The organism is Nitrosovibrio tenuis, from assembly GCF_900109785.1.
Classification (GTDB): Bacteria; Pseudomonadota; Gammaproteobacteria; order Burkholderiales; family Nitrosomonadaceae; genus Nitrosospira; species Nitrosospira tenuis_A.
The window spans coordinates 405105-428368 of the sequence record NZ_FOBH01000002.1 but is presented as its reverse complement, the minus strand read 5'-3'; the positions used below and the strand labels follow the sequence as shown (position 1 = coordinate 428368).

Sequence of the window (23264 nt, the reverse complement as noted above, 5' to 3'; positions counted from 1 at the left end):
TTTATGTCTGCCAGCTAATGTTATCTGCAGCTTGAATTGTGACAATTTGACTTATACATACTATAAAGCGCTCGCCCCAAGCTTATCGTTTAAATTAACGGCAAATTCCAGCTCAAACAAAGGGATAGATTCAGTTTGTGCCGCAAATGAAACGTAGGAACTCGATTGGGCTCGCTTTCGTCATCCGTTAGAATCCATTGCGGGCAATCATATCCATCACTTGGGATAGGGCGGCTACATTAGGCTGGGTTACATTATGATAAGATAACCGCCGCGATTGGGTACTCATCACATCCGACTGAGCCAACCCATTATTTTTCGAGTATCAATCCGCCCGGATGGTGAAATTGGTAGACACAAGGGACTTAAAATCCCTCGGGCTTAATCGCCCATGCCGGTTCGATTCCGGCTCCGGGCACCAAAAACAAAGAGTTGACTCAAAAATCCGCCAGCGAAGGCTTTCTGATTTAATATGGGCACAAAAGGGGCACTAAGCCAGAATATTTGCCGTTAGTTTTAGAAAAGAAAATGCTAGAGGTGATTGCCGTGACAATGATGAGCTACACTAAGCAACCACTAGTTGTTGCACTTCGGACTTGAATCCGTGCCATATTGAATGATTTTAAAGAGAAGAATTATTTAATGAGTTCTAAATATATAGTGTTTATTACCGCCCTTAGTGTCGCTTTGATTAGTTGTGGTCGCGGGGTTCCTGAAGTAAATTCAACGAATTGTTCCGGCGCAGGAATGCAAGCGGTGCTTCCAACTTTCGGCAACGAAGCTGAGCGGCAAGCATTTATTGATAAATGCCAATCTGTGGCAGAAAAATAAAGCTTGGGACAAGCTGTCGAGTTGGGTGCAGTTGTTATCACCGGACAAGAACTGATCAAGTTCTGACTTGTTTGCCGGCCGATGACTAATGATGACATGTTACGGTCATACGGCTCGCTGCAGGTGAACATCCGTTGGTCGGCCTTTACGGTCAATCGAAAACCGCAGAATTCGGACCGATGCGAATAAGCACTATTCCGAGTCTCTAATCTCGTCCCTTCCGTATCTCAGAATTCCTGGGCAGAAACTCGCGCGAGAATCTGATAAGCCTGGTTGATGCGGCCCACCTCAACCTCGGCAGCTTTCTCAACCGTTCAGGTAGAAGCCGCAAAAGTTTGCTGATAGCGATGGAAATCCCGGTGGAATGTCCTCCACGGTGGGCTAATCGCTTAACGGCATTTTATGAGGGGCTTTGGGAACTAACGCCGCCCATCCTTTTTTTGGGTTCGTCCGGCCATTCGATTTGCGCGCCCCTTAGCTTGCTGCTCTCTATTCCTTTTAAGTTTCTCGGTTTCTTCCCGGGTCTTCTCATCAGTCTCGCGCGCTGGACCTTTGTCTTGATCTTTATTCATTATTAACTTCCTTTCTTACAAGAACAATCTTATCGTTCATCCACCACTCGCCGATTGCAGATACATAGGTGAGATAAAAGAAAGATTAACGATGTTTTCCGACTCATACTGTTCGTTACGTTACATTTAGATGACAGAACGCATAATTGGCGGGATGTAATGCAGCGGGGAAGGGGAGGGGAGACGTAAAAAGAGATAACTGAAAAGGGCATGAAACTAGATGGGCTTATCTCTGAGCTAACAGCACGTGGGCAGCAGTCAGCGACCAAGGCGAAACGAGCTCGCGTAGCGACTCACGTCGGAACAAAAGTGAGTGACGCACAGTGGGAGAATTTTCGGGTATGCATGCCGACATCATATTGAACCGTATGTGTACCCAAGTGTACACATAGCCAAGATCGAGAATGTCAGACCTCTATATCCATGCGGCTTAAGCTCGAAAGGCTGAGGGGTTTTCATGATTGACCCTAGTAATGCATATTATAGGTCCGAGTATGGGTCCGAGGGGGTTTTAAGTCCCTTGTGTCCGACCGCCAGTTGATGAAAGCTCCACGTAGATACGGATGAGCTACCAACATTGTTTTTATCTCCTACCTATCCTGCGGTTTTTAATATTGTCCGGCCTTTTTTTGTTCAGGGCGTGCCATCTTCTTTTTTTTCCGGAAATCCTTTTCACTTGGCATAGACTTAAGAATGTGCGACCGCTTTGAACAATCAAAAACAAGGCAGAAATACAGTGAACAAAATAATTATCTTAATGTGTCTTTCGCTGGCATTACTTGGCTGCGTCACGGCAGAAAAGCAAGTGCCACCGAAACCTCCAGCGAGTTCTGAGTCCGAGATCTTCGGAGTGCCAGTTACAAGGACTCTTCCAGAAGCCGCTGATTAAATGTCGGACAATGCCCCAGGCTCTAATTAAAGAGTTGGGCGAAATAGCTATCGTTTTTCGTTACGCGTGACTCAATTGGCGGTATGGCAGACATACACAACCCCAAGCCTGTTGTGCTGAAATCAGCGGACAACCTGGCGGTGATGAATCGGGAAACCAGTCTAAGCTGCCGCGCAAACTGTCTGCCTGCACAAGGGAGATGACTATAAAGATAAATAGGCCTTGGCCCGCCAGCTCAGTTAATCACAGCACCCGCCCCGGCGGGTTTTGTTGTCTTATGCTGCAACAAAACCTAAGCCAACAATCAGGATAAGAATAAATGTTCCCCAAATAATTATGTGGTCCATGTCTGATACTCTGGGATAATTAATGGTCGAGATCACATTATGCCTGAGCGTTATTACATTCTTTTGTTTCTGACCATCAGGCATCGTCTGGCTGCGTTGTCCTCATTGTTCGAATATTTGTGTGATCAGAATGCCGTGACGCATAATCCGGTCATAGGTATCAAGCGGCCGCCGGTGGAAGGCTATCAAGGCAAGACGCCGGCAATCGGGGATCACCAGGCACGCAGTCTGCTGGAGTCTCCGAAAAACATATCACTAAAGGGTAAGCGTGATCGCGCCATTTTGGCGACCTTGCTCTATCACGCCTTGCGGCGTGAGGAGCTTTGCAAGTTGCTGGTAAAGGATTTCAAGCATGAACGCCGCGGAGTCGCCCATTTGAAGGTTTCCGGCAAGGGCGGAAAGACGCGTTATATATCATTGCATCCTGCCGCAGGCGGCCTCATCCTTGAATATATGGACGAGCTGGGACATGGGGCGGATGCAGGCTTGCGTCGCACAATGCGAGGTGTTACTCTGATAGCACTAACAATTCAAGAGGTGCAAGTCAGTGGCCACCACATCATTAAAGCTTTCTGATGAACTCAAGCAACGAACTATTGCCGCAGCTGAAAAAAAGGGAGTGTCGCCCCATGCTTTCATGGTCCAAGCGATAGAAAGAGCAGCCACGGCAGCTGAATCGCGTGCCAGCTTCGTAGGTGAAGCTCAAGCCGCACGGGAGAAAATGTTAAGTACTGGAAAGGGTTTTCATGTCAATGAGGTTCACACCTACCTCAAGGCGCGCATCGCCGGCAATAATTCTGTAAAGCCCAAAGCCAAATCTTGGCGAAGCTGAGCTATTCGGAACAAGCGCTTGACGATCTCGAAAGACTAACCGACTTTCTGATTGATAAAGATCCGACGGCGGCGGCAGAGACGCTTGAATTAATTGAAGAAGCGGTAAATTTATTAGTTCGGCATCCCCTTGTCGGCCGACCTGTGGAGTATGGATTGCGTGAGTTGGTCATATCTCATGGACGTACCGGCTACGTGGCCCTTTATAGTCTGGAGGAAGGTCAGGATGTGGTCCTGATTCTTGCGATTCGTCATCAGCGCGAAGCAGGGTATTTAGGGCAAGAGGAGGATCCCTGAGCAGAAAACGCTAGGCTATTACATTACATCTGAGCATCAGTCTTTCGCTCGGAACGGGCATACAGGCTATCCCGCGCACCTTCTCAACGTTTGAGGTCGAGGACGCCCATCGGAACTACCAACCACGCGCCGTGTAATACGGATCGTTCAGAAGTTTGCTTCGAGGTTGGATGCCGATCATATTTGCGGCGTACCCGAAACACGTCGATGGGATGACCGATATACCCTTTTCGCGAAAGAAGTTTGTCATGTACTCATGCTTGTGCGGTGGGCACCTGGGGTCAATTGAAACTTGAGTAACGAAACTTTGCGGTACCGGCAGGAAGAGCGCCTCCGACGGATTAAGGTTTTTCTTTGTCCCCTCTGCTCAAGGTTCCGCGCACGAACTTCAGAATGTTCTGATCATACTTTGGGTTCATAATATCGAAATCATCGTCCTTTTTCTTTTTACAAGTTCCGTTCTGGCGGTTCTAGCAAGGCCGAGTGTTTCGAGGTCGTACGGAACAGCCTCAATGACGGCACGCAACTCCATTTCATGTGAGAAAGACGCATCCTTGAGTTCGAACGCGGCAAACTGTACTGATTGGCTCGCGCTGCATCCCGAGCGCTCCAGCCTGCTCCTATTGCTCGCGGCCTGATCAGTCCTTTGGGTTCAAGCCTGTCATAGGCGCGACGCCTTCGATTAATTCGCGCGCTTAAATCAAGAATCGATAAATACTTTACCGGCACAAGGCGTGCAGACTGAATAAACTGTCCGTTCTTGCCAGCCTTATCAAGTACCTCTCTAGGATCATGCTCTCTTCCGCAATATGAGCTAAGCACATCCGCCAGTTGCCCGACCGTCGTTGTTATCTGTACTGAGCATGAGTCTAAAGAGTATAGAGCCCACATTGCCACAGACTCGCGAATTTGGGTCCAACAAGAGACATAGCTGACCCGCTGCTGCCGCTCGTGATACTCCTTAAACTCATCAGCACCCCTGAAGAACGATGTCATTCCTGCGCACGGCCCCACCGATACCGCATAACGATCTAGTGCAGCATCTATTCCTTCATTGGGATCCTTCAGTCGCTCGGCCAGCGGAATGTACAAACTACCCGAGGTGACAAGATGTGCGACCGAGAAGAAGTCCACTATCCGGTGTATCCGCGTATCGTGTCGCAAACCCTTAGGAACCTTCAGGTCGAATAAGTGTTCGATCATGGCATCAGCTAAATTTGACAGTAAAACGCCTAATGGGGGGCCTCGTTTTTAGTGCAATAACCGACGCCTGGAAAGCCCACCCAGCCTGGAGAAGCTTATGCAATATCCTGCGCCTAAACAGATTTATGTTCAGAGTTTCATCGCCTGAAAACCCGCATGGATTCTAGAGCGATATCCTACGATGGCATCGAAAATCGATCACCTGTTGGTGTGGCTTTCCAAGAAACCAGGAGGCAGCAGAAGTGCCATATTAATCGGTAGCTTGAGCGCGCATCCCCACGCCAGCACTTGATCTCACTGTCGCTAACAATCGCGAAAACTACCGCGGTTAGCTGAAATCGACCATGCATTTACGCTCTAAAATTCGCATTACAGAATGAATAGTAATATCAGCATTATCGACAACTGGCGTCGCGCTGTCACGAGCCGGACATATTTTTATGAGATTCTATTTGCGCGCCATCCCTAAAGGCGTTATAGGTGCCTAACACATGTAGGCACAGCCCGGCGAGACCCCCTTCTCGCCGGGCTTTTTCATTTCTTATACCCTGATGGTTCCGGCGCATTTTTTACTCCAGCTCTGACATATCTTATAACCGACAGAGAGGTCAGCAGTCGCCCGATCCGATGTTATTCCACACGTACTAGACCCTTGGGCAGAGCTCGATCCCATGCCTGTGTCCCCGGTTGAGCCGGGAGCCTTGCTTTCTGGAAGATTCCATTGATGAGACCTTTTTACCGGACATGGACATGCCTTGGCCATATGTCGGTCCGCTCTGTTCCCCGTGCTGCTTCCCTGGCCGGCTGAGGATTGCTCCGACACGGAAGGCTCCTGGCCAGAGCCCGACATTGATCTGCTCTTGCACACATTTCTCCACTCGCCGGTGCTGCGCCACAGAGTTTTATAGGTGCGAAGTTATGGGGTTATTCACCCCCTTCGCAAGGGCCGCAAGCCCTAGGTGTACTTTAGTCCAATAGTTAAAGTCTACAAAGTCCGTAAGATACCCTCTCCGCTGGCCTGTCGGTCAGCTAAAAAGCCGGGGAGGGAGATCATGCTTAAAACTGTTGAATGGATGACTTTACTAAGGATTTTTGCGGCAACTCGTATCTCTGCTATGAAACAGGCAGTGTTTGCGGCTATCACGATAGCCCTTCTCATCGTTGGCATAAATCCCGCTATGGCAACACTGATCAAATTCGATTTCACATTTACTAGCGCGAGTGAATCGGGTAGCGGGACGCTTGAGGCGATTGCTAATGGTGACGGGAGTTTTACCGCAGTAAACGGGTTTGGCAGCGAAACGGGTACCATAACGGATTCCTTCAACTTATTCCCGAATCCGAATGGACTCGGCATATCATTTTCGCCTTCCGGTTACTTTTTCTATGACAATCAGCTATTTCCTGATAATCACGATCTACTGATCAGTAATCCTGGCCTATTGTTCATAACAGCGAGTGGCAGAGAACTGAATCTTTTTAGTAACGGTCCCTCGAACTATATTGACTATGAAAATAATGGCTTTAACGTTCAAACCGCTTTCCATTTAACTGCGACGACAGACCATTTATTACCAACTCAGTTACCAGACCTTCCGGGTACGGCAATTCCAGAGCCTTCATCCATTGCACTTCTGAGCCTGGGTCTTCTAGGTCTTTGGTTCGCCCGGCGCCAGAATGTGAAACTTAGGCCTTGCTGATTGACGCGAGACAGTCATTCACTTCTTGAAAATCAGGCGACTGAACAAGTGAAGCAGTTAAAGCTGAAAATGAAGCAGCTATCAGTTGAAGTTGTAAAGTCTAATCATTCAGTCTCCGCCATCACAAAGGATTACGATAAAGGATCACGATAAGCTCAAGCGCTGACGTATACCCGTTCATCCCAAACCCGCCCCAGGCGGGTTTTTATTGCCCGTCTCCTTCTTGGGCAAATTCTTTCATACGCAGCCGCAGCGCCGTCTGGGGATCTCTGCAACTTTTATATCTATAGACCTGCAGGGCAATCCCGGCCCTACGGAACGCATGCCGTTCAGATGTTGCGTAGCGCTTTGAGGTAATCAGAGCTGCTCCATAAACGCAAGTTCTATAAAACGGGTTGTTCCACTGAACTTGAAAATAGGCAATGATTTCCTATGATTAAATCTCATCCTCCCGATAAGGTGCTGTAATCTAGGCGTGGGACTTCGAATCAACCTGGAGATCGTAATGGAAAAGTATTTGCGCACCTATATCACGCTTATGGCTCTGGCCGCCTGCTCATTTTTTTTGGCGCCGGCTGCTCTCGCCGACAAAGCGACGGTCGAAATTGGTCACACCAAAGCGCCAGTCTTTACCACCAAGGAAAAGATCGTTTTCACGCTGAAGACCGACTATGGCAATTTATGGAAGCACCGTGCGCCACCAAATGCCGAAGTGCCCGAGGACATCAAGGAATTCGAGGCGCCAGGACAACTTTCATGGACAGACAGTAAAGGCAAACATGATCTGCCGGTGCAGGTGCATTTGCGCGGGAACACCAGCCAGGTTGAATCGCAATGCCCCTTTCCCAAAATGACCTTGAGCTTTGAAAAAGATCGGGAGGGCGACCGAGTTTCAAAAGGGACGCTATTCGAGGGTTTGAAAACGGTTGGGATAGGCACGCATTGCGGGGGGAAGCCTGGTTCTTCAGTGCGTTTCCATCGTGTCTGGGGAGGACTGTCACCACATCGGGAAGCACTCATTTATAAGGTACAGGAACTGCTGTCCATACCGGGCTTTCAGGCAGCCCCGGCAAACTTCAGTTATATCGACAGCAAAACCGGAAAAGGGCCCGTTGAGCCGCAGCCCAGCGGGTTCGTGGTGGATCGGCCGATGCCCGGATTTTTCCTGGAGGATATCAAAACCTTTGTCAAGAATGCGGACGGCAAGGAGATCCGGGCTGCGGACGCGCGCTTCAAGGATCCCGACAAGCCTTATATATTCACCAGCATTGTGAATGCTCAAAGAGATGCGCGTGCTGCCGGTTCAACGATCGAACCCATCGATCCGAAGGATATTATTCGAATTCTGCTTTTTCAGGCGCTTGCCCGGAATTATGATTGGGAGCTTCGTATTTTTCCCGATGACATTCCTGACTCGCAGGGGCTCTGGAATTTCAAGGTTGTTGAAGCTGATGGCAACTGGATCGTTTTTCCATACGATTATGATTTGGCTGGCTGGGTAAAATCCGACAATTCCCCACCTGAGCTGCCCGACTTGGCTGATAGACGTTTTTTTAAACCGGGCGACGTTTCACAGGTAGTGGCCGAGTTTAAGGAAAAGCGACCGGCCATCGAAGCACTGGTGGATGATTTAGCCAAAGAGGATAAAAGCGGCGCACTCAGCATAAGAGGGCAAATCAGTTCCTTCTACACTGCACTGGATAGAAAATTTCGTTGATTACGCGGGCTACCTGACCTTGGATCGGCTGCGAAGCCCTGATTTCCTAACATTTGGCTATCATGGGCTTTGGAATAGCTCGGTTTCCGCTTTTGCAGAAGGGTGGAAAGCTGATAATCACTTTTTAATTGATAATCACCGCGACTCCATAATTTATGAGGACCAATAGCCTGGCAAGTCGTAATCACCAATATTTCATAAATATTTCTGTTAAATACTAAAGTTTTCCCTAAAGCTGGCCGTTGTCTGAAACAAAGGACACAGCTCTGTCTCATTAGGGGCGGTGTATCTCATTAGCCGTTCTCCGGCAAGTTACCTGTTGGATTAAGTTGGATTATCGTGTAGGAAATTTTCCTACACAGGATCTCTATTATTTCTTACCTGCAAATCGGATTTATTCCGGTTTTGTGCTGCTGTGCGGCTGGGCACAATGGCGACATTACATTAACGGGAGGCAATAATGAAATCCAACGAATTGGCAACCGAGATCAAGGAACTTAATCTGACTTACCTGATGCTGGCCCAACAGATGGTAATGGCGGACAAGGATACGGCAATTTTCCGATTGGGAATAAGCAAGGACGTCGCCGACGTACTGGAGGTCCTGACGCCGGGGCAGATCCTTAAGCTGTCAAACTCCAATATGATGCTGTGCCGGATACGCTTCGACGATAACCTGGTGTTCGGCCTGTTGGTGAATTACAGCAAGGGCAAAGCCATGGTGCAATCCCATGCAGCCATTCTGATGGCGGGCCAGCCCGCTGAAGAGATTTCCTGAACCAGACCGGAAAAGGTGCATCATGCGCAAAAAGAGCGTTGTATCGGAAGCCAGAGAAATTCACACCGCAATGGAGATGATTCATCTGGGCGCCCGCCTGCAGTTGCTGGAAAGCGAAACCACCCTGAGCCGCGAGCGACTCATCAAGCTTTATAAGGAATTGAAAGGGGTGTCGCCTCCGAAGGGAATGCTGCCATTTTCGGCCGATTGGTTTCTAACCTGGCAGCCCAATATTCATTCTTCCGTATTTGCAAATACTTACCAGTATCTGATCAGGCATGCTGACTGCCGAGGTGTCGCGGCTATCGTCAAAAGCTATAAGCTCTATCTGGAGCATTGCGAAATGACGGAAATAGAACCCGTGTTAAGCTTGACCCGCGCCTGGACTTTGATACGGTTCTTCGAGGCCAAAATGCTCCAAACCGCGCCCTGCACTCACTGCGGAGGACATTTCGTCGTGCATAGCAACGATCTTCACGCACGTTATGTATGCGGCTTATGCCATATGCCGTCACGTGCCGGCAAAACGAACAAGTCACGCTCGGCCGAGCTCGCGGTAGCGGCGAACTAGCATCGATCCCTCCTGCTCCCGGCTGCCTTACCTCCACGGTGGCCGGAAGCTTTTCCTCGTTTACTAGCATATTTCATATCTACTCTTTTCTGCAGGCTCTGACCAGAGTTTGCATGCACTGTTACGCCTAAAACGGTAAGACCGCCGGGGCAGTAACATCACTTGTGGGAAAGCAGCCAGGCGTCGGCGAATATAATTTAGGTCTTCATCTTTCTATCCCCATTTTTTTCTCTAAAGTTTGCTACAGCCCGGCCGTTACAAATGTGAATAATTCATCACATTTGCATTTCTCCGATGTCCTCACCTGATTGGTTCAATGTAATACTCGCGAGATATAAATCGCGGATCAGGCGCTGGCTCGTAATCCTTACAACAGCTCAAATCAGGTAGCATCGATCACCATGTTAGTCATAGTCGGGCTTATCATCGTTATCGGGTCAGTCTTCGGTGGGTTCGCGCTTGGCGGCGGTCACATCGCCGCACTTTATCAGCCGCTCGAACTCTTGATAATCGGCGGCGCCGCGGCAGGCGCATTCGTGCTCGGCAATACGCAAAAGGCGCAAAAGGCGACATTCAAGGCATTGCCAAAAGTGCTCCGGGCCCCCAAGTACACCAAAGCCATTTATATGGACCTCATGGCTTTGCTCTACAGTTTGCTCGCAAAAGTACGCAAAGAAGGGTTGATGTCAATCGAAACGGATGTGGACAACCCCGAGGAGAGCGCAATTTTTACCCAGTATCCTAACCTTCTCGCTGATCGTGAAGTCATCGAGTTCATGACAGATTACTTGCGCCTGATGGTCGGCGGCAATCTTAACGCGTTCGAGCTCGAGAACTTGATGGACAACGAAATCGAGACGCACAATCAGGAGGGGGAAATACCCGTGCACTGCATCAGCAAACTAGCCGACAGCATGCCGGCGTTTGGCATTGTCGCAGCGGTAATGGGAGTAATCCACACAATGGCATCCGTTGGTTTGCCTCCGTCCGAGCTGGGCATACTGGTCGCACAAGCTCTGGTTGGCACCTTTCTAGGTATTCTTCTTGGCTATGGTTTTGTGGGCCCCTTCGCGGCAGTGCTAGAGCAGAAGCTGGGCGAATCCACCAAAATGCTGCAATGCATCCGGGTAACCCTGCTTGCGAGTATTAACGGCTATGCCCCGGCGCTGGCGGTTGAGTTCGGCCGCAAAGTGCTCTACTCGACCGAGCGGCCCAGCTTCTCCGAATTGGAAGAACATGTGAGACAGGCCAAGAAAAAATGATCGGGAATGGGAATTGTCATGGCTGAAGGACATCGCCACATCGTTATAAAGAAACTCAAGAAACATCAACGCAGCCACGGCGGCCAATGGAAAATTGCCTATGCCGATTTCATCACTGCCATGATGGCGTTCTTTTTGCTCATGTGGTTGCTTGGCTCCTCCACAAAGGCGGAGCTACGAGGAATTGCCGAATACTTCCAGTCCCCGCTGCAGGTGCTGCCGCGAGGCGGCTCCGGCGCCCAGGATGGCGTTAGCATAATTAATGGCGGTGGCAGGGATCTCATGCGGCACGATGGACGTGTCGGTGAGCACAATAGCGAAGCCGCCAAAAAACGCCTCAGCCTAAAGGAAGCACAGGCTGAGCTGGAGCGTCTCGATACGCTCAGGCTTGAGAATTTGAAGAAAAGACTGGAACGGTTGATCGAGTCCAATCCAACCATGCGACAATTCACAAAGCAATTATTGCTGGACATCACCACTGAAGGCTTGCGCATCCAGGTCGTCGATGACAAGAACCGTCCGATGTTCGGTCTCGCAAAAGCCGAGCTGGAACCCCATACCAGGGATATTCTGCAAAAACTCGGTGGAGTACTGAACGAAATGCCCAACAAGATAAGTCTCTCTGGTCATACCGACGCAACACCTTATGCAAGCGGCGAGAAGAACTACAGCAATTGGGAGTTATCCGCCGACCGGGCGAATGCCTCGCGTCGCGAACTCATTTCAGGCGGGATGCATGAACAGAAGATGATGCGTGTGGTGGGCTTGAGTTCAGCCGTGCTGTTCGACAAGGATGATCCCGTCAATCCTATCAACCGGCGCATCAGTATCATCGTGATGAGCAAAAAGGCTGAGGAGGCGTTAAGCAAGGAAGACGGCCAGACAAAGCAGATCAAGGCCAATACGATAGTCGATCTGCAGGCCCCTCGACCCTCTGACGCCAGCTAAGGCATTGCCACTGTGGAAGTATCCTACCCATAAGTACCTTACCCATAAGTGCTGGAAGTCACCAGCCTGGCATACTCCTGACTATGAAAATGAGATATCGTAAGACGCCATCGTAAGCCGCTAATGCCATTTGGCGTCCCGATTGCTTCGATCGTTACTTCCTCAGCACCATCAATAATCTCGTCCTAAAGCCGAATTGCGGGACGAATTTCATCCTTTTCCTCCGATAGCGTATTTCTCAATCGTTCGATAATGCCGCAAACCCATGTATTAATGGGGCAGCATGAGCGTATTTGAGGGAACAGACGGTGAGTGAAGAGAGCGATATGGAACGAACGGAGCCTGCGTCGCCCAAGCGGCTGGAAAAGTCGCGGGAGGACGGACAAGTGCCACGTTCACCGGAGCTCTCCACCTTTGCCGTCCTGATCACTGCGGGTGGCGGCCTGTGGCTGTTGGGCGGCCATCTCGCCGCACAACTCTCCGAATTAATGAGAGAGGGCATGAAGCTGCCTCGTACGGTCGGCTTCGATTCCGGGGTGCTTGGAGAGCGGTTGCTCGATCAATCCCTGCACGCGCTGGTGGCGTTGGCTCCCTACCTGTTTTTGATGTTTGTGACAGCCCTCATTGCACCAATGCTGCTTTCCGGCTGGCTTTTTAGCTGGAAGTCAGTCACTCCCGATTTCAACCGGATCAATCCGCTCAAAGGCCTTGCCCGCATATTTTCACTCCATGGCCTGGTTGAACTGATCAAGGCGCTCCTCAAGGCCGCGCTTATCGGTGCGATCGGCGCCTGGACAATATGGCGCCATAAAGAGGCCGCGCTCTCTCTTATTGACGCACCGTTCGTAGCCAGCGCTGCTCACATGGCCGAGTTGGTCATCATAAGTTTCCTTGCGATAGCGGGAGCCCTGGCGCTGGTCGCCGCGGTAGACGTGCCGTTCAGGCTCTGGGATCACCATCGCAAGCTCAAGATGACCAAGGAAGAAGTGCGGCAGGAAAACAAGGAAACCGAGGGTGATCCGCATGTCAAGGCCCGTATTCGTGCCCAGCAGCGGGCCATGGCGAGAAAACGGATGATGTCCGAAATTCCCACGGCGGATGTGATCGTCACCAACCCAACGCACTACTCCGTTGCGCTCAAGTACGAAGATGGCAAGATGCGTGCGCCGCGCGTAGTTGCGAAAGGGGCGCATATCCTGGCCCTAAAAATTCGGGAAGCGGGCCGCGAGCATCAGGTCCCGCTGCTGGAAGCGCCGCCGCTAGCACGCGCTCTTTATCACCATACCGAGCTGGGGGATGAGGTTCCTCAGAAACTTTATAACGCCGTAGCGGAGGTGCTGGCTTACGTCTATCAGCTGCGCCGCTACCGTAAATCCAGTGAGTCCGGAGAGTATGCGGGGAAAGCCCCGCAGTTCCCGGATGATTTGCCAGTCCCCGCTGAACTGGATCCCGGGCTGTAGTGCCCGGTATTTGAAAAAGCCAATAATCCATGAACTCGATCGCCAGACTGACAGACATATTCGCAGCACTGAAAGACATAAAGGCGAGCAGCCTCGCCAGTCCCTTATTGATATTCATGATTCTCGGCATGATGGTGCTGCCCCTTCCGGCATTCCTGCTGGATATCATGTTCACGTTCAACATCGCCCTTGCGATCATGGTGCTGCTGGTCAGTATTCAAACGCACAAGCCATTGGATTTTGCGGTGTTTCCCACCGTTCTGTTGCTCTCGACGTTATTGCGGTTGTCGCTCAATGTGGCTTCCACCCGCATCGTGCTGATGGAAGGCCATAACGGGCCGGACGCGGCGGGTAAGGTTATAGAAGCGTTTGGCCATTATTTGGTAGGCGGCGACTACACGGTGGGCATTGTCGTATTCATCATCCTGGTAGTGATCAATTTCATCGTCATTACGAAGGGTGCGGGCCGCATTGCGGAAGTTTCGGCGCGTTTTACCCTTGACGCCATGCCGGGCAAGCAAATGGCGATAGACGCCGATCTCAATGCCGGCCTCATCGGGGAAGAAGAGGCAGGCAAGCGGCGTGCCACCATCGCCCAGGAAGCGGAGTTCTACGGTTCGATGGACGGCGCCAGCAAGTTTGTGCGAGGCGACGCAATAGCAGGAATTCTTATTCTTTTTATCAATGTGATCGGCGGCTTGATCATAGGCGTGCTTCAACACGATCTGGACTTTGCCACCGCTGCCCGGAACTACACATTGCTCGCCATCGGCGACGGCCTCGTTGCGCAAATTCCGGCCCTTATCATCTCTACCGCTGCTGGACTGGTGGTTAGCCGCGTTGGAACCGATGAGGATATCAGCGCCCAACTGGCCGGCCAACTGCTTTCGAGACCGCAGGTATTGATTCTGACCGCTGCAATTGTCGGCTTCATGGGGCTCATACCCGGCATGCCGCACATCGCTTTTCTGTTATTGGCTGGGGCATTGGGCGGGGGCGCCTATTTAATAATCCGCCGCCAGAGGCAGTCTGCAACGAAACCTCCAGCCGCGCCAGCCGTGCAGCCGGAGGTACAGGACGCAAGCTGGGACGATGTCATTCCCGTAGATGTCCTCGGGCTCGAAGTGGGGTACCGGCTGATCCCGCTTGTAGACAAAGCGCAGGATGGGGAACTGTTGCGCCGCATCAAAGGTGTGCGCAAGAAGTTCGCCCAGGAAGTCGGGTATCTTCCGCCGACGGTACATATTCGTGACAACCTCGACCTGAGGCCCAATGGTTATCGCATCACTCTCAAAGGCGTCGCAATTGGCAGTGGCGAGGTCAGCGTGGGCTATTACCTTGCCATAAATCCTGGTAACGTTTCAGGCACTTTGCCTGGCGCCGTAACGAACGATCCCGCGTTCGGGCTGCCGGCGGTCTGGATCGAGCCCAGCCAACGCGAACAGGCACAAATGTCGGGTTATACCGTAGTTGATGCCGGCACCGTCGTCGCGACCCACTTGAATCATCTCGTGCATAGCCATGCGGCAGAATTGCTTGGCCGCACGGAAGTCCAGCAATTGCTCGACCGCATGGCGAAAGAATCTCCCAAGCTGGTGGAAGACCTGACTCCCAAGCTGCTATCACTCTCCACTCTGCAAAAGGTCTTGCAGAATCTACTCGAAGAGAACGTGCATATCCGCGACATGCGCACTATCGTTGATGCCCTGGCCGAGCATGCCCCCCGGGTACAGGACCCGCATGAGCTGACTGCCCTGGTAAGAATCGCCCTGAGCCGCGCGATTGTCCAGCAAATCTGGCCGCAGGCTGGTGAATTGCAGGTAATGGCCCTGGATTCCGGGCTGGAAAAATTATTGACGCACGCTTTGCAGGGTAATCCGAACGGGACCGGTATCGAGCCAGGATTGGCCGAAACCCTTCTGCGCGAAGCTTCGGGTGCCAGCAAGCGGCAGGAGCAGGTGGGTTTGGTGCCCGTCTTGCTGGTGCCTGCCTCCTTGCGGACGTTACTGGCGCGCTTCCTGCGACGCGCGTTGCCACAGCTCAAGATACTGTCGCATGCCGAAATACCTGATTCCAGCAATATTAAAGTTACTTCTATCCTTGGAGCCAGAGCATGAGCATCAAGCGGTTTTTCGCGAAAACGACGAGCGAAGCATTGCGGAAGGTCCGCGATGCGCTCGGACCTGAAGGGGTTATCCTGTCCAATCGCCCGCTGGAAGGGGGCATCGAGATACTGGCTCTACGCCAGGACGATATTACGGCGCTGATACCGGTTCAGACTGCCGAAGAGCCTGACGCTGAAAACTCCGAAGGCGTACATGTATCCCTTTCGCGCAGGGCCGTTTCGGATAAAGAAGTGGGAGCGAATGCATCCAAACCTGTGTTCGAGGCACAAGATCCTTCTCTCGCCGGCCGGAAAGATATTCTGAACCGCATCAGGGAGGCAGGCATAACGGGAAAAGGCTGGGGCCGCGATGTTTTGTCCCTACAAACCGAGGCGCAAGAGCGGGGGGTGAATCGGGAAAGCGGTTTGAGTTGGACAAGCGGTGTTGCAGTTCGTGATGTCGTAAAAAAACGGGAAGAGATCAGTCAAATTCAGGTGGGGCAGGTGACGAAACCTGTCACAAAAAAACGGCGTTCGGTGGGGCGCTCACCAGGGGGAGCTAAAGCGGAGGGACCTATAGCAAACCGTTTGGCGAGCGATGAGGCGCTCGAAGCCGCGATTCCTGTTAAAAGGCAGCGTAATTCTCGCAGGGCTGCGGCTGAAATAGCTCCAGACGTTAAAACGGACGGCAAAAGAAAATCGAGGCAGATATCCGCAATCGATACGCGCCAATTGGCCGACGAGGTGGCTGCGAGCGTGCTCAGGGAGATCAACTCGATGCGCAGCACGCTGGAACAACAATTTGCCTCGCTGAACTGGAAGGGGCGGGAGCACAGCGGTTCGACTCGGGAATATTTGCTGCACAAACTGCTGACGTCGGGTTTCAGCGCTCCCTTGGCCCACGGTTTGCTGGACAAATTGGCAGATCATGCGGACATTCGGAACGATCAGGAAGGTTCGATGAAACATATAAGAAGTTCGTTGACGCGAAATCTCAAGACCATCGGTGATGAGGACGAAATTCTGAAAAAGGGGGGCATTTATGCGCTTGTGGGCCCAACAGGGGTTGGTAAGACGACGACCACCGCCAAGCTTGCGGCGCGTTGCGTAATCCGCCACGGCGCGGATAAGCTGGCTTTACTGACGACCGACGGCTACCGTATCGGCGGCCATGAGCAATTGCGAATTTACGGCAAGATTCTCGGCGTCACCGTCCACGCTGTCAAGGATGCGCAGGACCTGGCCCTTGCTCTGGTTGAGCTTCGGGGCAAGCATATGGTGTTGATTGATACAGTCGGCGTAGGCCAGCGAGACCAGATGGTAGCCGAGCAGGTGGCGATGTTCGCAGGCTGTGGCACCAAGGTCAAGCGCTTGCTGCTGCTCAATGCTTCATCGAATTTGCATACCCTGGATGAGGTGGCGGAGGCCTATCGCGGCGACGGCCTGACGGGCGCTATCATCACCAAGCTGGACGAAGCCGTCGTTAGCGGCTGTGCGCTCGATGCTGCAATCCGTCATCAGTTGCCGCTCTATTATGTCTCCCGGGGCCAGCGCGTACCTGAGGATCTTGAATTGGCTGATCCCAGGCACTTGGTGAACGGTGCGTTGGACAGCTTGACCCCCCCTCTCCATGCGGCACCAGAGGGTGCGTTCCCTCTGGTTATGACGCGCAGCGAAGGCAAGAAGTCCCATCTGAAAATCAGTGGAGCTCGCCTTGACTGATCCCATCCATGATCAGGCGGAGGGCCTGCGCCGTTTACTGGTGCAGGACTTTGTACGCATCGTCACGATCACTTCCGGCAACGCGGGCACTGGCAAGACGACCACGGTGATCAATCTCGCGGCTTTTCTAACGCGGAACGGCAAAAACGTGCTGGTAATAGACGAGAATGTGGGCGCCAACAATTTATCTGCCACGCTGGGCATCAGTGCCCATCGAGATTTGCTAGATGTCATCCGCCGGGATAAAACACTTGACCAGGTCATCATTTCGCGCGGCGAAGGTCTTCACATCCTGCCGGCGGGGCGCGGTATGCGTGTGCTCGATAAACTCAGCGCAGGGGACCGGGCGCACTTGATCGGCTGTTTTGCACGTCTTGCGCAACCGATGGATGTGGTATTGATCGACGCCGCCCCGCGCCGATCCAGCAGATTGCTTCCACTCAACTTTACCGGACATGAACTCCTGATCGTTGTTTCACCCGAGCCGAACTCGATTACCTCAGCCTATGCATTGATCAAGCATATCAATAGCCAGCATCAAGGAAAGCAGCGCTTCCACATACTGGTCAATAAGACCGGTATCAAGGCCGAAGCACAGATCATCTTTGACAATATGGCCAGCGCCGCCATGCAATATCTGGATGTCTCGCTTGATTTCATGGGGGCCATCCCGTCGGACGACAAACTCTGCCTGGGCCGTGCAGTGGCAGAGGCATTTCCGGTCGCTGCCTCAGCGGCCGCTTTTCGTTGCGCAGCGGAATCGCTAACCAACTGGCCGTGCCAGGAGGGCGAAAGCCCGAGACTCGAACGTTTTATACAGTGTTTGTTGCAAAGCAATCAAGGCAATCAAAGCAGCCGCGCCAGTGCAATGACCGCGGGTTCATGGTGAACTAATGTATACCTCAACCGGAATTATCGATAAACAACAGCATCTCACCAGGTTCTCTCCGCTTGTCAAGCGGATTGCCTACCACATGGTAGCCAGGCTGCCGGTCAGCGTGGAGGCCGATGACCTGATACAGGTAGGCATGATCGGTTTGATGGAGGCCCTGGACCGCTATGAGGAAATGCCGGGGGCCCAGTTTGCGACCTACGCACAGCAGCGCATCCGCGGCGCAATGCTGGATGAGCTTCGCCAGATGGATTGGCTGCCGCGTGGCGCGCGCAAAAATATGCGTCAAATTGAAGCGGCGGTTAACGCATTGCAGCAGCGCCTGGGCCGCTCACCGTCGGAGCTCGAGATAGCGGGCGAACTCAAAGTATCAATCGATATCTATCACGAAATGCTGTTCGATGCACGCGGCACTCAGCTTCTCAACTATGAAGATTTCGGTGACAGTGAAGACGACGACTTCCTGGAACGCAACTGCGCCGATAGCCGCTCCGATCCACTGACAGATCTGCTGGATGGCAATCTTCGGCAAACGTTAATCGGCGCAATTGATGCTCTTCCCGAGCGGGAGAAAACACTGATGGGGCTGTACTATGAGCAAGAGCTGAATTTCAAGGAAATTGGAGCGATTCTGGGAGTATCTGAATCGAGAGTATGCCAGATACATAGCCAGGCTATTGCGCGGCTCCGCGCCAGACTCAAGGAAGGCGCATGGACTTCAATAGCATAATCGGAATCATTATTGCTTTAGTCGCCGTATTCGGCGGGCAGGCGCTGGATGGCGGACATCCTGGTTCACTTGTCCAGTTTACATCTTTAGCCATTGTCCTGGGTGGCACGCTGGGCGCCGTACTATTGCAAAGTCCACTACGGCAGTTTGTGCTCGGCATGAAAATGAGTCGCTGGATTTTTGTTCCGCCATTGCTCGATGCCGCGGGACTGGTGGAACATATCTCCGTCTGGAGTGCCATTTCGCGAAAAGAAGGATTGCTGGCGCTTGATACGCATATCGAAGGAATCGATGACCCTTTCATAAGAAAAGGCCTGCAGCTGGTGGTGGACGGTATCGAGCCGCCGGTATTGCGGCAGGTACTGGAAGTGGAAATCGAGACGTTCGATGACATGCATCGCCAGGGCGCCCGGGTGTGGGAAGCAGCGGGCGGATATGCGCCGACCATTGGCATTTTGGGAGCCGTAATGGGACTTATCCAGGTGATGGAGAATCTCGCCGACCCGACGCGTCTGGGCGCGGGAATTGCGGTGGCATTCGTGGCGACCATTTATGGGGTGGGATTAGCCAATCTGGCATTTCTGCCGATTGCGAACAAATTGAAGACTCTGATTTCCCGCCAGGTACTGATGCGCGAAATGCTGGTGGACGGATTGGTAGGGATTGCGAAAGGAGAAAACCCGCGGCTGATTACCGGGCGGCTAAAGGGGTACGTTATGTGACCCGGTTGGACAGTAAAAAAGGCACAACGAGGCGAACGGAATGCGCGGTGAATGGAATGCGCGGCAAAGAATGGGCAGCTCACTCTGATGAGTATAACGGGGCTGCCTCAAAATACCGAATGCATCCCGGACGAGAAGCAGAGCGGTGCGCTGGATTGGCAATCCGAATAGCGGAGGAGCAAACGATTCCGACAGAAAAAAACCTGATTGCCGGCAGGGCCGGATAAGCAAACGAGCAAACGAGCAAACGAGCAAACGAGCAAAGGACAAAATGACGACTTGTGACGGTAACTGTTTTGCGCCTGCTTGCGCTAACTCGTAACGCAAGGATTGGACCTAAAATGCCGCGAAGACGCAGACCGGAGGAACCTGAAAATCACGAGCGCTGGCTGGTGTCGTATTCGGATTTCATTACGCTCCTGCTTGCGCTGTTTGTCGTGATGTACGCAATCTCGCATGTAAACGAAGGCAAGTATAGGGTGGTGGCAGGCTCACTTGTCACTGCTTTTGGAAATCAACCGAATCGTCAACCTATCACGATAATAACGCCTGATTCTCTGCCGCAAATGCCCAAGCCGGTTCGCGACCCACTGAGCGCTTCGATGGACGACTTAAGGGGTGAGTTAAGGGGTGAGTTAAGGGGCGACCCGATGCGCGACTACCTTGTAGCGAAAAAAGCGCGCCGCGTTGCGGAAGCGCAACGACGGCAGCAGGAAAATATGGAAGTTATCGCGCGTGACGTCATGGCGGCTTTCGATCCACTTTTGAAAAACGGGCGGGTACGTGTAAGTCAGAGCAGCGTGGGCGTGCGTGTGGAAATTGATGCCAGCGTGCTGTTCGCTCCAGGTCAGGCAGTATTACAGGAAGAATCCAACAGAGTGCTGGGATCGGTGGCACAGGTATTGAAAAATATCGACCATGCGATTCAGGTGGAAGGTCACACCGACAATATACCGATTGTAACCGAGAGGTTTCCCTCAAATTGGGAATTATCGGCAGTGCGCGCCAGCAGTGTAGTGCGTCTGCTGATCGGCAATGGAGTGGATGCGGCCCGGCTTACTGCGGTGGGATACGGGGATACCCGTCCTTTGGAACCTAACGATAGCGAGGAGGGCCGCAAGCACAACCGACGCGTTACAGTGATGATCTTGTCTGCACCCTCGGGTACCTCGGCTGATATGTTATCTGATACCCCGCCGATGACGGCCGATACCGCTGATACCACTGATACTGCCGATCCAGCATCTGAGATATCCAGCATCTGAAAAATGCCCGCGGGGTATACTTCGGAAAGGATTACCGAGGCACCGGCTCGCCAGCCCGGATAGTGAATTATTCGGGCTAGCCCTCGCCAAGCTGGCGTCCCCGAGAGAAAGGCCGTGATTGCCCATCCGAGCCGTACAGGCCGGAGTTTTGGGTAGCGGCTTGCAATATCGTGAGCGCCTGCTGGTTATAGCGCAGGCGCTGGTCGATAAGGACCCCGTTGGTTTTATTGAGATGAACGGCCGTCTCGGCCAACTGAAGTAATTCTTTCCACAGGGCGCTTGCAGCGGGACGATCGTTCAGCACGGACTCCATGCCGGAACGATCCCCGGCGTAGCCGAGCGTAACGAGCCAGCGGTTGCGTGCATCAGCCAGTTGGGCCAGTTGCTGTACCTGATGTGTTTTTTCCTTTGTCAGCGACGCCAGCGTGAACACATCGGCCTGTTCCAGGACGCGTTGCTCACATCGCAAGAGATCAATAAAATTCCGCGTCGCATCGCATTCAGAAGCAATACAGGCAGCTGGATCGAAGGTATTATCCAACGGTTCAACCCTGCCTGGTGCGCAACAACTCGTGCACTGTCTCCAGCAAACGATCGGCTACCTTTTCCGGATTTACGGTGAAGCGGCCTTCGCTTATTGCCTGCTTGATTTCTTCCACTCGCGCGGTATCAAAAACCTCTCCATTTGAAAGGTTCCTCTCGATATTTTTCAGTTGCGCACTGAGTTGGACGCTATCACTCGAGCTGCTCTGGGCGTTTTTGGCCGTAATCTCCGCCCTTTGCAGCGATTTTGCAGAGGATATGTCGCCGGGCACGGCGGCGGTAGTTTTGATGGAATTGTCGATCTTCACGGGGGACCTCCTACAGTTAGCCGTAAACTGCTTAACGACAACCTCGTGTGGAAGTTTAGGCTAGCTTGGCTCAATCTTAATATGTGCCGCAGCGCAAGGTTGTCATTATATAAAGTGTTTTTATTGGATGAGTTCATCAATAACTGACTTCCACGATTGCGCCGGTGCGGGCGATTCCACTCACCAATGAGCCTGATGCGCTCCGAACCTGTACCAATTGCCCCTCCTCAGCATTATTAAGCGCTCTGCCTTCGGCGCTCACGCTGAATCCGCGTCCGCTCGAAACCAGCTTTACACTTTGATTCTGTATAACAGCCGCCTGTACGCGCAGCATGTCCTTCCGCAAGGGGCTGCCGAAGGCAAGGTTGGCGGCGAGCGTCCTGCCGAATGCCTGATCCGGATTGGTGATGACGCCCGTGGGCAATTGGCTCAGGTCTCCGCTACGCATGGTCAGGTCTGCCGCAGTCAGAATATGGCCCTGGGTCAAAGGTTTTGCGCTGACCACGTAAGCGGCCATTACCTTTACGGTTGCCCGGACGTAGACCGTCCATGGATTAAGCGTAGCACAACGCACGATTACCGTTGTGTTGCCCCACGCCCTGCTACCCGGCGCCAATGACGCTTCAAGCGCCGCACAGGTTGGGAGGCTGATTCGCGCATCCACTGGTCCCAGCACAATTTCGACTTGGCCGGGTAGACCAGCCGACTGAGCACGCAGAAAGTTTTCTGCCGTTTCCTGAACAAGACCCAAGTCCTGCTTTGCGGACATTGGCGCCGATACTGCGGCAGGCAAATATGAAATGGCCATCAGATTCAGGCCGCATGAGAGCAGCCCAAAATACACAATTCGCATAATGGTTCCTTGAAGTTCTCCCGGGCGATAATAATCCCACTGCAATTCTAGTTTGGATCTGTCTCAGACAGGGGGCAAAATGAAGCAGGATTTACGCGTTGTTCGCCGGATTGCTGCATGCATGCCGACGTACTATGTCTGCCGACGGCGCACAACAGGCTGCGGGTTGTGGGGGTGAATACGGCACGTTATTTCAAAACCCGAAGATAACGCCGTTTAACCCTGCTGATCCTTTTTTTGAGTTGGGTTGCCATCTATATCATGACTGCTGAACTGCACAGCAGAAGCACCACCATTTGAGGACGCCCAATGATCGACAAACTTGATGCGACATTCCGCTTTTATCAGGATGCCGCCAACCTGCGGGCTCATCGCCAGCAATTGATTGCCTCCAACATCGCCAATGCGGACACGCCGCGTTTTAAAGCACGCGACATCGACTTCAAGGCTGCTCTGGAAAATACGTTGACTGGAACTCGAACCACCAAGCTGATTAGTACGGCGCCCGGTCATATCACGTCATCCGCCGCCGGTACGGTGAGCGGAGAACCCGTGCTGTACCGTACCGCTGTACAAGGCAGCGTGGACGGAAATACCGTGGATATGGATGTGGAGCGCAATCAGTTTGCCGACAACGCCATTCATTACGAGGCCAACCTCACGTTCATAAGCGACCAGATCAGAATCATGCGTGCGGCCATCCAGGGTTAAGAAAAATC

At 52.5% G+C, this 23264-nt stretch carries 22 protein-coding genes and 1 tRNA gene; 19 read left to right on the top strand and 4 right to left on the bottom strand.

Annotation, left to right across the window (positions count from 1 at the left end; all coding sequences use genetic code 11):
* The first annotated feature begins 332 nt into the window (after nt 1-332).
* Both BMX00_RS04755 and trbK read left to right on the top strand, forming a co-directional pair.
* Nucleotides 333-421, top strand: a tRNA-Leu gene (locus BMX00_RS04755).
* A gap of 191 nt (nt 422-612) precedes the next feature.
* A complete protein-coding gene (trbK, locus tag BMX00_RS04750; RefSeq protein WP_245727708.1) occupies nt 613-831 on the top strand; it encodes an entry exclusion lipoprotein TrbK in 219 nt (72 codons plus the stop codon).
* A gap of 419 nt (nt 832-1250) precedes the next feature.
* Here the strand turns inward: trbK and BMX00_RS14310 are convergent, their stop codons facing one another.
* The gene (locus BMX00_RS14310; protein WP_143053044.1) at nt 1251-1403 is read right to left on the bottom strand and encodes a CsbD family protein; all 153 of its coding nucleotides are present in this window, start codon (nt 1401-1403) and stop codon (nt 1251-1253) included.
* 1275 nt (nt 1404-2678) lie between these two features.
* Between BMX00_RS14310 and BMX00_RS04745 the strand changes: the two genes are divergently transcribed.
* The 16 genes from BMX00_RS04745 to motD all read left to right on the top strand — a co-directional run bounded on the left by BMX00_RS04745 (nt 2679) and on the right by motD (nt 20841).
* Nucleotides 2679-3215, top strand: coding sequence for a tyrosine-type recombinase/integrase (locus BMX00_RS04745; protein WP_090827629.1), 537 nt, complete (start codon nt 2679-2681; stop codon nt 3213-3215).
* Complete coding sequence (locus BMX00_RS04740; RefSeq protein ID WP_143053043.1) at nt 3187-3471, top strand: CopG family ribbon-helix-helix protein; 285 nt, start codon at nt 3187-3189, stop codon at nt 3469-3471. Before BMX00_RS04745 ends, BMX00_RS04740 begins: the two co-directional genes overlap by 29 nt.
* Nucleotides 3459-3767: a type II toxin-antitoxin system RelE/ParE family toxin gene (locus tag BMX00_RS04735; RefSeq protein WP_177171762.1), complete on the top strand. Its 309-nt coding sequence runs from the start codon at nt 3459-3461 to the stop codon at nt 3765-3767. Before BMX00_RS04740 ends, BMX00_RS04735 begins: the two co-directional genes overlap by 13 nt.
* Before the next feature lie 2255 nt (nt 3768-6022).
* A complete protein-coding gene (locus BMX00_RS04720; RefSeq protein ID WP_090827619.1) occupies nt 6023-6670 on the top strand; it encodes a PEP-CTERM sorting domain-containing protein in 648 nt (215 codons plus the stop codon).
* A gap of 505 nt (nt 6671-7175) precedes the next feature.
* A complete protein-coding gene (locus tag BMX00_RS04715) occupies nt 7176-8387 on the top strand; it encodes a hypothetical protein (protein WP_090827617.1) in 1212 nt (403 codons plus the stop codon).
* A gap of 460 nt (nt 8388-8847) precedes the next feature.
* Nucleotides 8848-9165, top strand: a complete 318-nt coding sequence (gene flhD, locus BMX00_RS04710) for a flagellar transcriptional regulator FlhD (protein WP_090827616.1) — start codon at nt 8848-8850, stop codon at nt 9163-9165.
* Nucleotides 9166-9187: 22 nt separating this feature from the next.
* Entirely contained in the window at nt 9188-9736 is a 549-nt protein-coding gene (flhC, locus tag BMX00_RS04705; RefSeq protein WP_090827614.1) for a flagellar transcriptional regulator FlhC, read from the top strand.
* 401 nt (nt 9737-10137) lie between these two features.
* Nucleotides 10138-10998 (top strand): flagellar motor stator protein MotA, encoded by an 861-nt coding sequence (gene motA / locus BMX00_RS04700; RefSeq protein WP_090827612.1) that lies wholly within the window; start codon nt 10138-10140, stop codon nt 10996-10998.
* Between the two features lie 18 nt (nt 10999-11016).
* Nucleotides 11017-11946, top strand: a complete 930-nt coding sequence (gene motB / locus BMX00_RS04695; RefSeq protein WP_090827747.1) for a flagellar motor protein MotB — start codon at nt 11017-11019, stop codon at nt 11944-11946.
* A gap of 308 nt (nt 11947-12254) precedes the next feature.
* On the top strand, nt 12255-13406 hold the full coding sequence (gene flhB, locus BMX00_RS04690; protein WP_090827610.1) for a flagellar biosynthesis protein FlhB: 1152 nt from the start codon (nt 12255-12257) through the stop codon (nt 13404-13406).
* 29 nt (nt 13407-13435) lie between these two features.
* Nucleotides 13436-15523: a flagellar biosynthesis protein FlhA gene (flhA, locus tag BMX00_RS04685; RefSeq protein ID WP_090827608.1), complete on the top strand. Its 2088-nt coding sequence runs from the start codon at nt 13436-13438 to the stop codon at nt 15521-15523.
* On the top strand, nt 15520-17232 hold the full coding sequence (gene flhF / locus BMX00_RS04680; RefSeq protein WP_090827606.1) for a flagellar biosynthesis GTPase FlhF: 1713 nt from the start codon (nt 15520-15522) through the stop codon (nt 17230-17232). Before flhA ends, flhF begins: the two co-directional genes overlap by 4 nt.
* The gene (locus tag BMX00_RS04675; RefSeq protein ID WP_177171761.1) at nt 17225-18121 is read left to right on the top strand and encodes an AAA family ATPase; all 897 of its coding nucleotides are present in this window, start codon (nt 17225-17227) and stop codon (nt 18119-18121) included. Before flhF ends, BMX00_RS04675 begins: the two co-directional genes overlap by 8 nt.
* A gap of 4 nt (nt 18122-18125) precedes the next feature.
* A complete protein-coding gene (locus BMX00_RS04670) occupies nt 18126-18854 on the top strand; it encodes an RNA polymerase sigma factor FliA (protein WP_090827602.1) in 729 nt (242 codons plus the stop codon).
* Nucleotides 18836-19576: a flagellar motor protein gene (locus BMX00_RS04665; protein ID WP_090827600.1), complete on the top strand. Its 741-nt coding sequence runs from the start codon at nt 18836-18838 to the stop codon at nt 19574-19576. Before BMX00_RS04670 ends, BMX00_RS04665 begins: the two co-directional genes overlap by 19 nt.
* A gap of 341 nt (nt 19577-19917) precedes the next feature.
* Complete coding sequence (gene motD / locus BMX00_RS04660) at nt 19918-20841, top strand: flagellar motor protein MotD (RefSeq protein ID WP_090827598.1); 924 nt, start codon at nt 19918-19920, stop codon at nt 20839-20841.
* A gap of 76 nt (nt 20842-20917) precedes the next feature.
* Here the strand turns inward: motD and BMX00_RS04655 are convergent, their stop codons facing one another.
* From BMX00_RS04655 to flgA, 3 genes are all read right to left on the bottom strand, one after another.
* Nucleotides 20918-21382, bottom strand: a complete 465-nt coding sequence (locus BMX00_RS04655) for a flagella synthesis protein FlgN (protein WP_090827595.1) — start codon at nt 21380-21382, stop codon at nt 20918-20920.
* Nucleotides 21383-21386: 4 nt separating this feature from the next.
* Nucleotides 21387-21692 carry a flagellar biosynthesis anti-sigma factor FlgM gene (flgM, locus tag BMX00_RS04650; protein WP_090827593.1) on the bottom strand — a complete coding sequence of 102 codons (306 nt, stop codon included), beginning with the start codon at nt 21690-21692 and terminating at the stop codon, nt 21387-21389.
* A 136-nt stretch (nt 21693-21828) separates the two neighbouring features.
* Nucleotides 21829-22545 (bottom strand): flagellar basal body P-ring formation chaperone FlgA, encoded by a 717-nt coding sequence (flgA, locus tag BMX00_RS04645; protein WP_090827591.1) that lies wholly within the window; start codon nt 22543-22545, stop codon nt 21829-21831.
* Between the two features lie 309 nt (nt 22546-22854).
* Here flgA and flgB point away from each other — a divergent pair, with 309 nt between their 5' ends.
* Nucleotides 22855-23256, top strand: a complete 402-nt coding sequence (flgB, locus tag BMX00_RS04640) for a flagellar basal body rod protein FlgB (RefSeq protein WP_090827589.1) — start codon at nt 22855-22857, stop codon at nt 23254-23256.
* Nucleotides 23257-23264: the final 8 nt, after the last annotated feature.

Excerpts from the sequence above, each read along its gene's own strand:
- flhA (WP_090827608.1), top strand. The coding sequence starts at position 13,436 with ATGAACTCGATCGCCAGACTGACAGACATATTCGCAGCACTGAAAGAC.
- BMX00_RS14310 (WP_143053044.1), bottom strand. The coding sequence starts at position 1,403 with ATGAATAAAGATCAAGACAAAGGTCCAGCGCGCGAGACTGATGAGAAG.
- BMX00_RS04745 (WP_090827629.1), top strand. The coding sequence starts at position 2,679 with ATGCCTGAGCGTTATTACATTCTTTTGTTTCTGACCATCAGGCATCGT.
- motD (WP_090827598.1), top strand. The coding sequence starts at position 19,918 with ATGCCGCGAAGACGCAGACCGGAGGAACCTGAAAATCACGAGCGCTGG.
- flhD (WP_090827616.1), top strand. The coding sequence starts at position 8,848 with ATGAAATCCAACGAATTGGCAACCGAGATCAAGGAACTTAATCTGACT.
- BMX00_RS04720 (WP_090827619.1), top strand. The coding sequence starts at position 6,023 with ATGCTTAAAACTGTTGAATGGATGACTTTACTAAGGATTTTTGCGGCA.
- flgB (WP_090827589.1), top strand. The coding sequence starts at position 22,855 with ATGATCGACAAACTTGATGCGACATTCCGCTTTTATCAGGATGCCGCC.
- motB (WP_090827747.1), top strand. The coding sequence starts at position 11,017 with ATGGCTGAAGGACATCGCCACATCGTTATAAAGAAACTCAAGAAACAT.
- motA (WP_090827612.1), top strand. The coding sequence starts at position 10,138 with ATGTTAGTCATAGTCGGGCTTATCATCGTTATCGGGTCAGTCTTCGGT.
- BMX00_RS04665 (WP_090827600.1), top strand. The coding sequence starts at position 18,836 with ATGGACTTCAATAGCATAATCGGAATCATTATTGCTTTAGTCGCCGTA.
- flgA (WP_090827591.1), bottom strand. The coding sequence starts at position 22,545 with ATGCGAATTGTGTATTTTGGGCTGCTCTCATGCGGCCTGAATCTGATG.
- BMX00_RS04715 (WP_090827617.1), top strand. The coding sequence starts at position 7,176 with ATGGAAAAGTATTTGCGCACCTATATCACGCTTATGGCTCTGGCCGCC.
- BMX00_RS04670 (WP_090827602.1), top strand. The coding sequence starts at position 18,126 with ATGTATACCTCAACCGGAATTATCGATAAACAACAGCATCTCACCAGG.
- flhC (WP_090827614.1), top strand. The coding sequence starts at position 9,188 with ATGCGCAAAAAGAGCGTTGTATCGGAAGCCAGAGAAATTCACACCGCA.
- flhF (WP_090827606.1), top strand. The coding sequence starts at position 15,520 with ATGAGCATCAAGCGGTTTTTCGCGAAAACGACGAGCGAAGCATTGCGG.